Source organism: Klebsiella sp. JN_Kp127, from assembly GCF_040062505.1.
GTDB lineage: Bacteria > Pseudomonadota > Gammaproteobacteria > Enterobacterales > Enterobacteriaceae > Klebsiella > Klebsiella quasipneumoniae.
This window is the reverse complement of the sequence record NZ_JBEAHS010000006.1, coordinates 88,601-101,780: the sequence shown is the minus strand read 5'-3', so window position 1 is coordinate 101,780 and position 13,180 is coordinate 88,601. Positions and strand designations below refer to the sequence as shown.

Here is a 13,180-nt window from a genome sequence, read left to right as displayed (position 1 = left end):
GTGTGAAATGAATCCCTACAGATTTGATATTCAGACGCTGGAGCGTAAAGCCCGCGCGGTGCGGCGCCACATTGTGCGCTTAAACGCCAATAGTCCGGCCGGCGGACACACCGGGGCCGACCTTTCGCAGGTCGAACTGTTAACCGCGCTCTATTTCCGGGTCCTCAACGTGGCGGCGGATCGGCTCGACGACCCGCAGCGCGATATCTACATCCAGTCGAAAGGCCACGCAGTGGGCTGCTACTACTGCGTCCTGGCGGAAGCCGGCTTCTTCCCGGTGGAGTGGCTGGAGACTTACCAGCATGCCAATTCCCATCTCCCTGGCCACCCGGTGCGGCAGAAAACGCCGGGTATTGAGCTGAACACCGGCGCGCTGGGCCACGGTTTGCCTGTTGCGGTGGGGCTGGCGCTGGCCGCGAAGAAAAGCAACAGCACCCGCCGCATTTTTTTGATCACCGGCGATGGCGAACTGGCGGAAGGCAGTAACTGGGAAGCCGCCCTGGCGGCGGCGCACTACGGGCTGGATAACCTGGTCATTATTAATGATAAGAACAACCTCCAGCTGGCCGGGCCGACGCGCGAAATCATGAATACCGATCCGCTGGCCGACAAATGGCGCGCCTTCGGCATGGAGGTCAGCGAATGCCAGGGTAACGATATGGCCTCGGTGGTCGCGGCCATCGAGGGGCTGCAGCAGAAGGGTAAACCAAACGTCATTATTGCCAACACCACGAAAGGCGCGGGGATCTCCTTTATCCAAGGGCGCCCGGAGTGGCACCACCGGGTGCCGAAAGGTGAAGAGATCGCTCTGGCACTGGAGGAACTGAAAGATGAGTAATGCAGAACACCTGGCTAACGTCATGGTCGAGGCCTTTATCGCCGCCGTGGAAAGCGGTGTCGATCTGGTGCCGGTGGTGGCCGACTCCACGTCGACGGCCAAAATCGCCCCCTTTATTAAGCAATTTCCCGGCCGGCTGGTGAACGTCGGCATCGCTGAGCAGAGTATGGTCGGCACCGCCGCCGGTCTGGCGCTGGGCGGCAAAGTGGCGGTGACCTGTAACGCCGCGCCGTTTCTTATTTCGCGGGCCAATGAGCAAATCAAAGTGGATGTCTGTTACAACAACACCAACGTGAAGCTGTTTGGCCTTAACGCCGGGGCCAGCTACGGTCCGCTGGCCAGCACCCACCATGCGATTGACGATCTGGCGGTGATGCGCGGCTTCGGCAATATCCAGATCTTCGCCCCCTCCACGCCGCGCGAATGTCGGCAGATTATCGACTATGCCCTTGCTTATCAGGGGCCGGTCTATATTCGCCTCGATGGTAAGGCGCTGCCGGAGCTGCTTGACGAGTCGTATCGCTTTGTACCCGGCGCCGTGCTGACTCTGCGCGAAGGCGAGGACGTCGCACTGGTGGCGACCGGTTCGACAGTGCATGAGGTAGTGGAGGCGGCGCAGCAGCTTGCCGACCTCGGCGTTCAGGCGAAAGTGGTCAGCGTGCCGTCGATCCGCCCCTGCGATACCGCCGCGCTGCTGGCGGCGCTGAAGCCGTGCAAAGCGGTGATCACCGTCGAAGAGCATAACGTCAACGGCGGGCTGGGCAGCCTGGTGGCCGAGGTGCTGGCGGAAGCGGGCGTGGGCATTGCCCTGCAGCGGTTGGGGATCCCGGACGGGGAGTACGCCGCCGCCGCCGATCGCGGCTGGATGCGCCAACATCACGGGTTTGATGCCGCCGCCATCGTCGCCCGGGTGCAAAACAGGGGCTGATGGTCTGAACGCCCGTCGCGTGAAGCGCGGGCGTTTACTGCTGCAATGCGCAAAACGTGACGACCTGCTCCTCCGACGCTGTCCAGTACAGCGGATAGCGTTGCCCCGCAAACCGAAGCGCTAAGGTGCTTGCCGTTATTTCCACGATCTGAAAATCGGTGAACCCCAGCGCGCGCTGGCCTGCTGTCGGCGTCGCCTTAAACCCACTCTCTTTCGCCGAAAAGGCCAGCGTCAGCGCCAGCGGGAAAGGCAGGCCGCTGTGCAATAGCACCTTTTTTTCCGCCTCGTTGATAATGCTGCTCTCCAGCTCCGCCGCCAGCTGTGGAGTAAACCGGCGCTCGATGTCGACGCCCACCGGCCGGTCAGCGACCACCGCCAGCGCGCGCTGGCCGCAGTGGCTGATACTACCAAACCAGGGCGCGGGCCACAGCGGCTGGCGCCGCTCGCCAATCGCGGGAGGCTGTTTTTCTCCCACCTCGCGCAGGGCGTACACCGCGGCGATGCGCCCGGCCAGGTGCTCCGCCTGCCGCTTGCTGCTCCAGCCGCTCAGGCTGGCGTGATAGGGCAACCACAACAGATCGGCAGCCTGAAAAGTCGCCGGGTCGAAGTCGACGTGCTGCAAGCGATAGCCGGCCAGCGGCAGGGTGGAGTGAAGAATGCGCATAAGGCAAGTATACCGCGGTTGTCCCCGCCCTTTATCCTGCAAGGGCGGGGGAGGGAGAACCCGCTATCAGAAGTGGGTGTTGACGCTCATATACCAGGTGCGGCCCGATTCGTTGTAGGTCTCGGCGCCGGCGCCGTACATCGTGCCGGTGGCGCCCCCGGTGGTCTGGGCGTTGCCCGCGCGCCAGTGGCGCTTGTCGAAGACGTTATCCACGCCGCCGGTAAGACTAACGTATTTGGTCACGTCCCAGGTCGCGCTCAGGCCGAGGATGCTGTAGGGGCTGACCTCGTTCTTCTCGCTGCCGGTGACCGGTTGACCCTTATAGTTGTACTTCTTCGGCTCCTGTTTGCCGTACCAGGTAAAGGTCGACTGCAGCGAAACGTCATCGCGTACCTGCCAGCTCAGCGTGGAGTTCAGCGTGTATTCCGGGATAATCGACAGCCGATCGCCGGTCTCTTTATTCTTACTCTGCAGCATGTAGGTGATGTTGTTGGTCCAGTTCACGGTCTCGCTCACCGGGACGTTCAGCGTACCTTCCAGGCCTTCCACCACCGCTTTCGGCACGTTTTCCCACTGGTAGAGATCGGTACCTTTACCGTTTTGATAGACCGGAGCATAGCCAGCTTCAATCTTGTTGCGGTAATCGTTGCGGAACCAGGTCACGCCCGCCAGCCAGCCGTCGCGTTTAAACTCGAGGCCAATCTCTTTGTTGATGCTGGTCTCGGCTTTTAAATCTTCATTCCCCTGCAGATAGCAGCCGTCTTTACTGGCGTAGCAGCCCTGGCCTTTGCTGTAGAGAATGTAGTTCGGGTTGGTCTGATACAGGCTCGGCGCTTTATAGGCACGGGCAATACCCATCTTCAGCGTGAAGTCGTCCCACAGGCCCTGAGACAGATTGAGGGACGGGCTCCAGTTGTTGCCGACGATGCTGTGATGATCGAAACGCAGCGCCGGGGTCAGCATGGTGGTGTCGGTCAGCTCCATGTTGTTCTCAGCGAACAGGGAGAAGATCTCCGCCTTCGAGTACGGGCTGCGGCCGGTGCTGTCGTAGCCCGGAATTTCTCCCCCCGACAGCGCCTGGGTGTTGGAGGCCTTATCCTTCATGCGCTGCTGGTTCCACTCGCTGCCCAGCGTCAGGTTCTGATTAACCAGATAGTCGAACGGGATGCTGACTTCGCTGTGCAGCATCACATCCGCCAGATCGATATCCGTGAACTGGTTGCTGTTGAAGATCCCCTCGGTCCCCCCGGCCAGTCCTTCGCCTTTGCGTGAGTTGCGGGTACGTTCGTACTGCGCCCAGTTGCTGGTGGTCACCCCGTTGTCCCAGGCGCCGTTCCAGGTGACCGAGTAGGTGTTGCGGTACAGACGGTTGGTCTCTTTGCCGTAGTTCTCTTTTACCAGGTCGTTGGAGTTGGTGTTCTGGGTGTCGCCTGCGTAGAGGTTGCCCTGGCGGCTGTAGCCGGCCTCAAACTCCAGCGACTGCATCGGCGCGAATTCCCAGCGCACCAGACCATCGATGTTTTTATTTTTTACCCCTTCGCGCCCGGCCGGCAGGGTGTCGGCATAGATCCCGGTACGTTCGGACTGATGGCCCTGGTTGATGTCCCAGGCGTCGGCCTGGGTTTTGTCGAGGTTACCGAACAGGCGGAAGCTGAAATCACCGCCCAGCGGGCCGCTGAGGCTGAAGTTGGTGCGCTTGGTGGAGCCTTCGTCTTTGTGCTCCGGGGCGTTCATATAGGTGTTCCAGGAGCCGTGCCACTCATCGCCGGTTTTTTTAGTGATGATATTCACCACCCCGCCGGCGGCGCCGTTGCCGTAGCGGGCGGCGGCCGGGCCGCGAATCACTTCGATGCGTTCGATCATCTCCGGCGGCACCCAGCTGGTGTCGCCGCGGGTGTCGCGCTCGCCGCGCCAGCCGAGACGCACAGAGTTGCGGCTGGTGACCGGCTTGCCGTCGATCAGGATCAGGGTGTTTTCCGGGCCCATGCCGCGGATATCAATCTGGCGGTTATTCCCGCGCTGGCCGCTGGTGGAGTTGCCGGTCAGGTTGACCCCCGGCATGGTGCGAATGATCTCCGAGACGTCGCGCGCCGGCGGACGTTTGCGGATCTCATCGGCGGTGATGGTGGAGACGCCCGGCGCCTGCAGGTTCTGCTCGGCGGCGGTGACCACCATGGTCTCTTCCGCGGCGCTGTTTTTATCGTCGGTGGCGGTTTCCGCTGCGCTTAACGGAAAAGCAACCCCGTAAATTCCCAGATTGACCAGCAAGGCCAGGGATTTGATCCTGTTATTCATTGTTATTCCTGCTTTTTTGTCGCCACGTTCCCCAAACGCCCCTTCCCACCGGGAGGGGAGGCGGCATAAATGTTGCCGGAAGAGGGCAAAGGCACTCCGTCGCTAGCTGAATAAGCTCTCTTCGACATGTGTTGTGAAAGACGCGCTTCCCACGGCGCGCTAATACGCTATTGCAAATGCAAATAGTTATCAATAATATTATCAATAAAGAATGACAATTAATTAAAAAAGTCACGCGATACATAGGGTTAATGACTGAATGTTAACGACAGGAAGCGAGGAGTGGTGGCGAACCCTGCAGGGACCGCAGTCCCGGGCGGTGGATGACGCCATCGAGGTGACGTTCTGGTGGCGGGATCCGGCGGGGGATGAAACGCGTTCTCCGCGCCGTCGGGTATGGCTCTATATCACCGGCGTGACCGACCACCATCAAAATGCGCGGCCGCAATCGCTGCAACGTCTGCCCGGGACCGACGCCTGGTGCTGGCGAACCACGCTGTCGCCGACCTGGCGCGGCAGCTACTGCTTTATTCCCTCCGACCGTGACGATGATTTTTCCCCTGAGGTGTTCAGCGCCGATAAGCCGGACCGCGCGCTGCTGCGCGAAGGCTGGCGCAAACTGCTGCCGCGGGCGATAGCCGATCCGCTGAACCCGCACAGCTGGCGGGGCGGACGCGGCCATGGCGTCTCCGCCCTGGAGATGCCGCAGGCGCCGGCGCAACCCGGCTGGGATCTGCTTAATGAGGCGCATCCTCCCGCCCGTTGCCTTGAGTGGCGCAGCGCGCGTCTGGGCAACCATCGCCGGGTCTGGATCTACACCCCCGGCGAGGCCGTCGACCAGCAAACGCGGCCCCTGGCGATCCTGCTTGACGGCCAGTTCTGGGCCGAAAGCATGCCGGTGTGGTCGCCGCTGGCCGCGCTGACCCGCGAGGGGAGGCTGCCGCCGGCGGTCTACCTGCTGATCGACGCGATCGACAACCAGCGCCGCGGGGTTGAGCTGCCCTGTCATCGCGATTTCTGGCTGGCGGTGCAGGAGGAGCTCCTGCCGCTGGTCCGCGGTCACGTCCCGTTCAGCGACCGCCCGGAGCGGACGGTGGTGGCCGGGCAAAGCTTCGGCGGCCTGGCGGCAATGTTCGCCGCCCTCAACTGGCCGCAGCGCTTTGGCTGCGTGCTCAGCCAGTCAGGCTCCTACTGGTGGCCGCATCGCGATGGCAGCGGGACGGGCTTTATCGGCGAACGTCTCCGCCAGGGCGAGGCGTCCGCGGCCGGGCTGCGCATCTGGCTGGAAGCGGGCCAGCGTGAACCGATTATTTTTCGCGCCAACCAGGCGCTGCTGGCGCAACTCACCACAACGCAGCAGACGATTTTCTGGCGTCAGGTTGACGGCGGGCATGATGCGCTTTGCTGGCGCGGCGGGCTGACGGCGGGGCTGATTCAGCTCTGGCAGCCTCTGCTATCGCCCCCTTAGCACAGCGCTTTACGACAGGAGTTTGATATGCAATTCAGTAACCCCTTCGACAATCCGCAAGGGCAGTTTTACATTCTGCGCAATGACCAGCGGCAGTTCAGCCTGTGGCCGGGGCATTGCGCGCTGCCTGCCGGCTGGACGGTGGTGTGCCCTCCGCAGTCGGTCGAGGCGTGCAACGCCTGGCTGGCGGCCAACTGGCCGACACTGACCCCCGCCCATCATGCGGCATAAGGAGCTGACCATGACCACTCGTTTACCGCTGGTTGCCGCGCAGCCGGGGATCTGGATGGCCGAGCGCCTCTCCACTCTGCCTGGCGCCTGGAGCGTGGCCCACTATGTTGAACTGCGCGGCGCGCTCGACCCGGCGCTGCTGGGTAAGGCGATTGTCGCCGGGCTGCAGCAGGCGGATACCCTCAGCCTGCGCTTTGAGGAAGAGGAAGGGGAAGTCTGGCAGTGGCTGGCGGCGGAACGCACCTTTGGCGAACCGCCGATCGTTGACCTGCGTACGGCGCCGGATCCGCACAGCGCCGCCACGGAGCGGATGCAGGCGGATCTGGCGCAGGATCTGCGCGTCGATGGCGGCAACCCGCTGGTGTGCCATCAGCTGCTGCGCGTCGGCGACGACCGCTGGTACTGGTATCAGCGCTATCACCACTTGCTGGTGGATGGCTTCAGTTTCCCGGCGATTACCCGACAGATCGCAGCCATTTACCGCGCCTGGCAGCGTGGAGAAGCCACCCCGGAATCGCCTTTCACCCCCTTTGCCGAAGTGGTGGACGAGTACCAGCGCTACGCCGGCAGCGAGGCCTGGCAGCGGGATAAAGCCTTCTGGCAGGCCCAGCGCCAGGCGTTACCGGCTCCCGCCTCGCTCTCTGCCGCCCCGCTGGGCGGGCGCGCCGCCGGGAGCGATATCTGGCGGATGAAGCTGGCGATGAACGCCGACGCCTTCCGCCGCCTGGCCGGCCATGCGCCGCAGTGTCAGCCCGCTGACCTGGCGCTGGCGCTCACCACGCTGTGGCTGGGCCGCCTGTGCAACCGGATGGACTACGCGGCGGGCTTTATCTTTATGCGCCGGATGGGCTCAGCGGCGCTGACCTCGACGGGGCCGGTGCTCAACGTCCTGCCTCTGGCGGTGCATATTTACGCCCAGGAGACGCTGGCGGACCTGGCGATGCGCCTCGCCGCGCAGCTGAAAAAGATGCGCCGCCATCAGCGCTATGACGCCGAGCAGATCGTCCGCGACAGCGGCAAAGCGGCCGGGGACGAACCGCTGTTCGGCCCGGTGCTGAACGTCAAAGTCTTTGATTACCAGGTGGATATCGACGGCGTCGAGGCGGTGACCCACACCCTCGCCACAGGCCCGGTCAACGATCTCGAGCTGGCGCTGTTCCCGGATGAGACCGGCGGGCTGTCGCTGGAGCTCCTCGCTAACAAGGCCCGGTACGATGAAGCCGAGCTGCGTCGCCACATGGCGCGACTGACCGCGCTGCTGGCGCAGTTTGCCGCCGATCCGACGCTACGCTGCGGCGAAGCGGAGATGCTCTCCGCCGACGAGCAGGCCCGGCTGGCGGCGGTCAACGATACCGCTATGCCGCTGCCCGCCACCACCCTCAGCGCGCTGGTGGCCGACCAGGCGCGGAAGACCCCGGATGCTCCGGCGCTGGCGGATGCTAACTGGCAGTTCAGCTATCGTGAGATGCGTCAGCAGGTGGTGGCGCTCGCGCAGCTGCTGCGTCAGCGCGGCGTGAAGCCGGGCGACAGCGTGGCGGTGGCCCTGCCGCGATCGGTGTTCCTGACCCTGGCGCTGCACGGCATTGTCGAGGCGGGAGCCGCCTGGCTGCCGCTGGACACTGGCTACCCGGACGACCGCCTGCGGATGATGCTGGAAGACGCCCGGCCGTCGCTGCTGATCGCCACGGAGGATCAGCTGGACCGCTTCAGCGATATCCCCGGGCTGGAGAGCCTCTGCTACCAGCAGCCGCTGGCCGTTGCGGATGACGCGCCGCTGGCGCTGTCAAAACCGGAGCATACCGCCTATATCATCTTTACCTCTGGCTCCACCGGGCGGCCAAAAGGGGTGATGGTCGGCCAGACCGCCATCGTCAACCGCCTGCTGTGGATGCAGGATCGTTATCCGTTATCTGCCGACGACGTGGTGGCGCAGAAAACGCCGTGCAGTTTCGACGTGTCGGTGTGGGAGTTCTGGTGGCCGTTTATCGCCGGCGCGCAGCTGGTGATGGCCGAGCCGGAGGCGCACCGCGACCCGCAGGCGATGCAGCAGTTCTTCGCCCACTACGGCGTGACCACCACCCACTTTGTGCCGTCGATGCTGGCGGCGTTTGTCGCCTCGCTGGATGCCGACAGCGTGGCCGCCTGCCGCACGCTGCGGCGGGTATTCTGCAGCGGCGAAGCGCTGCCGACGGAATTGTGCCGCGAATGGGAGCGCTTGACCGGCGCGCCGCTGCATAACCTGTACGGCCCGACGGAAGCGGCGGTGGACGTCAGCTGGTATCCGGCCTGCGGGCCTGAGCTGGCGGCGGTGACCGGCAGCAGCGTGCCGATTGGCTGGCCGGTATGGAACACCGGGCTGCGCATTCTCGATGCCGCGATGCGCCCGGTGCCGCCGGGGGTGGCCGGGGATCTCTATCTCACCGGCATTCAGCTGGCGCAGGGCTATCTGGGGCGTCCGGACCTCACCGCCAGCCGCTTTATCGCCGATCCGTTTGCCCCCGGCGAGCGGATGTATCGCACCGGCGACGTGGCGCGCTGGCTGGCGAACGGCGCGGTGGAGTATCTTGGCCGCAGCGACGATCAGCTGAAGATCCGCGGGCAGCGCATCGAGCTTGGCGAGATTGACCGGGTGATGTCGGCCCTGCCGGACGTGGCGCAGGCGGTGAGTCACGCCTGCGTCTTTAACCAGGCGGCGGCGACCGGCGGCGATGCCCGTCAGCTGGTGGGCTATCTGGTCTCTGACTCCGGCCTGCCGCTGGATACCGCGGCGCTGAAAGCGCGGCTGGCGGAACAGCTGCCGCCGCATATGGTCCCGGTGGTGCTGATGCAGCTCCCCGACCTGCCGCTCAGCGCCAATGGCAAACTGGACCGCAAAGCGCTGCCGCTGCCGACCCTCGGCGGCGAGCGCAGCGGCCGGCCGCCGGAGCCCGGGATGGAAACCGTTGTCGCCGCCGCCTTCAGTCAGCTTCTGGGCTGCGAGGTGAATGATATCGACGCCGATTTCTTCGCCCTCGGCGGCCATTCGCTGCTGGCGATGCGCCTGGCGGCGCAGCTCAGCCGCCAGCTGGCGCGGCAGGTGACCCCGGGGCAGGTGATGGTGGCCTCGACGGTGGGCAAACTGAGCGCGCTGCTGGCCGCCGATCTCAGCGATGAGCAGGCTCAGCGCCTGGGGCTGGATGCGCTTCTGCCGCTGCGCGAGAGCGACGGCCCAACGCTGTTCTGTTTCCATCCGGCCTCCGGCTTCGCCTGGCAGTTCAGCGTGCTCGCGCGCTATCTCAGCCCGCGCTGGTCGATTACCGGTATTCAGTCGCCCCGCCCGCAGGGGCCGATGGCCGGCGCCGCCAGCCTCGACGAGGTGTGCGAGCATCATCTGCAAACGCTGTTGGCGCAGCAGCCGCACGGTCCTTATTATCTGTTCGGTTATTCGCTCGGCGGCACCTTAGCCCAGGGCATTGCCGCCCGCTTGCGCCAGCGCGGCGAAGCGGTGGCCTTCCTCGGCCTGCTGGATACCTGGCCGCCGGAGACGCAAAACTGGGCGGAGAAAGAGGCGAACGGGCTGGATCCGGCGGTGCTGGCGGAAATTGCCCGCGAGCGCGAAGCGTTCCTCGCCGCCCAGCAGGGGCAAGCCTCCGGCGAGCTGTTCAGCGCCATCGAAGGCAACTATGCCGACGCGGTGCGGCTGTTAACCACCGCGCACAGCGCGAAGTTTGACGGCAAGGCGACGCTGTTCGTGGCGGAGAAGACGCGGCAGGCGGGGATGGATCCGCAGGTCGTATGGGGCCCGTGGGTGGGCGAGCTGGAGGTGTTCAGCCAGAACTGCGCCCACGTCGACATTATCTCCCCGCAGGCCTTTGAAGCCATCGGCCCGGTGGTCAGGGAGATTCTGGGATAACGGTTGAGTTCGGGCTACAGCAGGTAGCCCGGCTCAGCGTCGCGCAAGCCGGGGAAAGGGGAAGTTACCGGCGGCCCAGCGGCACCACCAGCGGCGTATGCGCCACCGGATCCTCAATGATCGTGCAGCGCAGACCGTAAATCCGTTCAATCAGATCCGCCGTGACGATCTCCTTCGGCGCCCCCTCGGCGACGATCTTACCGTCGCGCAGGGCGATCAGGTGGGTGGCGTAGCGGCAGGCCTGGTTCAGATCGTGCAGCACCGCCGCCAGGGTATAGCCCTTCTCGCGATTCAGCTCGCTCAACAGCTCCAGCAGGTCGATCTGATGGCTGATGTCCAGCCAGGTGGTCGGCTCATCCAGCAGCATAATCGCCGTCTCCTGGGCCAGCACCATCGCAATCCACGCCCGCTGCCGCTGGCCGCCGGAAAGCGTATCGACGCTCTGCAGTGCCAGGTCGCTGATCCCGGTGGCCCGCATCGCATTATTCACCGCCGCTTCATCTTCTTTGCGCCAGCGGGTAAACAGCGGCTGGTGCGGGTAGCGCCCGCGGGCCACCAGCTCCTGCACCGTGATATCGCCAGGGGTGGTGGCATTCTGCGCCAGCAGCCCGATGCGGCGGGCAACCTCTTTACTGGCGTACTGCTGGATCTGCGCGCCGTCGAGCCAGACATGGCCGCTGGCCGGCGTCATCAGACGGCTGAGGGTGCGCAGCAGCGTCGACTTGCCGCAGCCGTTGGGGCCGATAATGGCGGTGAAGTGGCCGTCAGGGATGGTCACGTTCAGCGACTCGGCGATGGTCTTGTTCCCGTAGGCCAGGGTTAACTGCTCGCCGCGCAAACGGGAGGGGACAGCACTCATTTTTTGCGGGACTCCTGAATCAACAATGCAATAAGGTAAATACCGCCGAGGCTGACGGTTAGTACGCCCACCGGCAGCTGCCAGGGCATAAACAGCCGCTGGGCGCCGTAATCGGCCAGCGCCAGCAGCAGCGCGCCGCACAGGGCCGACTGGGTCAATCCCCAGCGGGCCGTGCCGCTCAGGCGGCGGGCGATGTGCGGCGCCACCAGCGCAATAAATGAGATGGGCCCGGCCAGCGCCGTCGAGGCGGCGGTGAGCACCACCGCCACCAGCATCAGCAGCAGGCGCGAACGCTCAACCTGCACGCCCAGCGCGCAGGCGGTATCGTCGCCCATCTCCAGCAGCCGCATCCGACGAACCAGCAGGGCGCTGCTCACCAGCATCAGCAGGATCAGCGGCGCCGACGGCCAGGTTTTACCCCAGGTCAGGCCGTTAAGCGATCCGGCGTTCCACAGGCCCGCAGAAAGGGCGGTCTCCAGCGAGGCGCGCAGCAGCAGCCAGGTGTTGAAGGCCACCAGCATGGCGCGTACGCCGATGCCGATAATAATCAGGCGAAAGGTCTCGATCCCGTTGCGCCAGGCCAGCAGCCAGACCACCAGCGAGGTGAGTACCCCGCCGGCCATCGCCGCCAGGGCAATCGCCGTCAGGTTCTGGCCGAAGAGAACCATCGCCACCAGCACGCCGCTCCAGGCGCCGGTATTAAAGCCCATCACGTCCGGGCTGCCGAGCGGGTTACGGGTCAGCGACTGGAAAATGGCGCCGCTGACGCCGAGCGCGGCGCCGATGAGCAGCGCCATTAACACCCGCGGCAGCCGCCATTCGTTCACCACCATCGCGACGTTGCGCGGCGCGTCGCCGAACAGGGCGGAGAAGACCTGGTCAATCGTTAGCGGCACCGGGCCTTGCGCCAGCCCGAGCAGGGAAATCAACAGGCTGGCGGCCAACAGCAGCAGACAGCTGGCTATCAGGCGGCGGGACGGGGCAATCACAGGCCACCTCCGCGCGGCTGGCGCCGCACCAGCCAGATCAGCACCGGCGCGCCGAGAAAGGCGCTCACCACCGATACCCGCAGTTCGCCGGGCACCAGCAGGCGGCCAATCACGTCGGCAAACAGCAGCAGGGCCGGGGTGGCCAGCAGGGTGACCGGCAGCGACCAGCGATGATCGGCCCCCACCAGCCAGCGGGCCATATGCGGCATCATCAGGCCGATAAAGGCGATCGGGCCAACCACGGCGGTAGCGCTGCCGCACAGGACGGTAATCACAATCAGGCCGAGCAGCTGGGTGCGGGCGACGCGGCTGCCGAGGGCGGTGGCGGTATCGTTGCCGAGGCTCAGGCTGTTAAGCGCCCGGCTCAGCAGCAGGGCGGCGATCCCCGCCATCGCCACCGGCAGCAGGACAATTTTCAGGGTTTGCAGGGTGCGGATATCCAGCGAACCGGCCTGCCAGAAGCGCAGCTGATCGTAGACGTCCGGGTTGAGCAGGGCGATGCCGTTGGACAGCCCCTCCAGTACCGCCGCGAGGGCGACCCCGGCGAGGGTGAGGCGCACCGGGCTCAGCTGGCCGCCGCCCTGACTGCCGGTGAAGGCCACCAGCAGCGAGGCGCAGAGCGCACCGCAAAACGCCAGCAGCAGCTGTTCCTGCGGGGAGGTGATCCCGAACAGCGCCGCGCCGAGGACGATGGCGAAGCTGGCGCCGGAGTTGACCCCCAGCAGGCCGGGGTCGGCCAGCGGGTTACGGGTGAGCGTTTGCATCAGCGCGCCGGCGAGGCCGAGGGCGAGGCCGGCCAGCAGACCGGCCAGGGTGCGCGGCAGGCGCGCGTCCAGCACGATGGTGCAGTCGGCGCTTTGACAGGTTCCGCTAAAGGCGGTGAATACCGTGCCGATCGGCAACGATTTGGCGCCGATGGTCAGGCTAAGCGCGGCGGCTAAGGCGAGTAACAGCAACAATCCGGGCACGGCGACAGAGCGTACCGCGGTCGTAGAAAACGACATAACTGACATCCC

10 protein-coding genes are annotated in these 13,180 nt (G+C 65.0%); 5 read left to right on the top strand and 5 right to left on the bottom strand.

Translation table 11 applies throughout. From position 1 onward, the window contains the following. The first annotated feature begins 7 nt into the window (after positions 1-7). Entirely contained in the window at positions 8-838 is an 831-nt protein-coding gene (locus ABLV04_RS04685; protein WP_032455056.1) for a transketolase, read from the top strand. Further along, positions 831-1,766 (top strand): transketolase C-terminal domain-containing protein, encoded by a 936-nt coding sequence (locus ABLV04_RS04680; protein ID WP_032455057.1) that lies wholly within the window; start codon positions 831-833, stop codon positions 1,764-1,766. Before ABLV04_RS04685 ends, ABLV04_RS04680 begins: the two co-directional genes overlap by 8 nt. Positions 1,767-1,800: 34 nt before the next feature. Here ABLV04_RS04680 and entD read toward each other — a convergent pair whose 3' ends face one another. Together entD and fepA are read right to left on the bottom strand one after the other, a co-directional pair. After that, entirely contained in the window at positions 1,801-2,430 is a 630-nt protein-coding gene (gene entD / locus ABLV04_RS04675; protein WP_178945109.1) for an enterobactin synthase subunit EntD, read from the bottom strand. A 66-nt stretch (positions 2,431-2,496) separates the two neighbouring features. After that, entirely contained in the window at positions 2,497-4,725 is a 2,229-nt protein-coding gene (fepA, locus tag ABLV04_RS04670) for a siderophore enterobactin receptor FepA (RefSeq protein WP_048296999.1), read from the bottom strand. Between the two features lie 259 nt (positions 4,726-4,984). Between fepA and fes the strand changes: the two genes are divergently transcribed. Genes fes through entF form a run of 3 tightly spaced genes read left to right on the top strand, consistent with a single transcriptional unit; the run spans position 4,985 to position 10,316 of the window. After that, complete coding sequence (fes, locus tag ABLV04_RS04665; RefSeq protein ID WP_152842419.1) at positions 4,985-6,193, top strand: enterochelin esterase; 1,209 nt, start codon at positions 4,985-4,987, stop codon at positions 6,191-6,193. Positions 6,194-6,220: 27 nt separating this feature from the next. After that, positions 6,221-6,424: an MbtH family NRPS accessory protein gene (locus ABLV04_RS04660; protein ID WP_032455062.1), complete on the top strand. Its 204-nt coding sequence runs from the start codon at positions 6,221-6,223 to the stop codon at positions 6,422-6,424. Positions 6,425-6,434: 10 nt separating this feature from the next. Further along, complete coding sequence (gene entF, locus ABLV04_RS04655; RefSeq protein ID WP_348815412.1) at positions 6,435-10,316, top strand: enterobactin non-ribosomal peptide synthetase EntF; 3,882 nt, start codon at positions 6,435-6,437, stop codon at positions 10,314-10,316. A gap of 64 nt (positions 10,317-10,380) precedes the next feature. Here entF and fepC read toward each other — a convergent pair whose 3' ends face one another. The 3 genes from fepC to fepD are packed head-to-tail and all read right to left on the bottom strand — an operon-like array spanning position 10,381 to position 13,168. Continuing rightward, complete coding sequence (gene fepC / locus ABLV04_RS04650; RefSeq protein ID WP_032455067.1) at positions 10,381-11,175, bottom strand: iron-enterobactin ABC transporter ATP-binding protein; 795 nt, start codon at positions 11,173-11,175, stop codon at positions 10,381-10,383. Further along, the gene (fepG, locus tag ABLV04_RS04645; protein ID WP_241508611.1) at positions 11,172-12,164 is read right to left on the bottom strand and encodes an iron-enterobactin ABC transporter permease; all 993 of its coding nucleotides are present in this window, start codon (positions 12,162-12,164) and stop codon (positions 11,172-11,174) included. The genes fepC and fepG overlap by 4 nt, the downstream gene beginning before the upstream one ends. After that, complete coding sequence (gene fepD, locus ABLV04_RS04640) at positions 12,161-13,168, bottom strand: Fe(3+)-siderophore ABC transporter permease (protein WP_348815410.1); 1,008 nt, start codon at positions 13,166-13,168, stop codon at positions 12,161-12,163. Before fepD ends, fepG begins: the two co-directional genes overlap by 4 nt. Positions 13,169-13,180 lie beyond the last annotated feature (12 nt).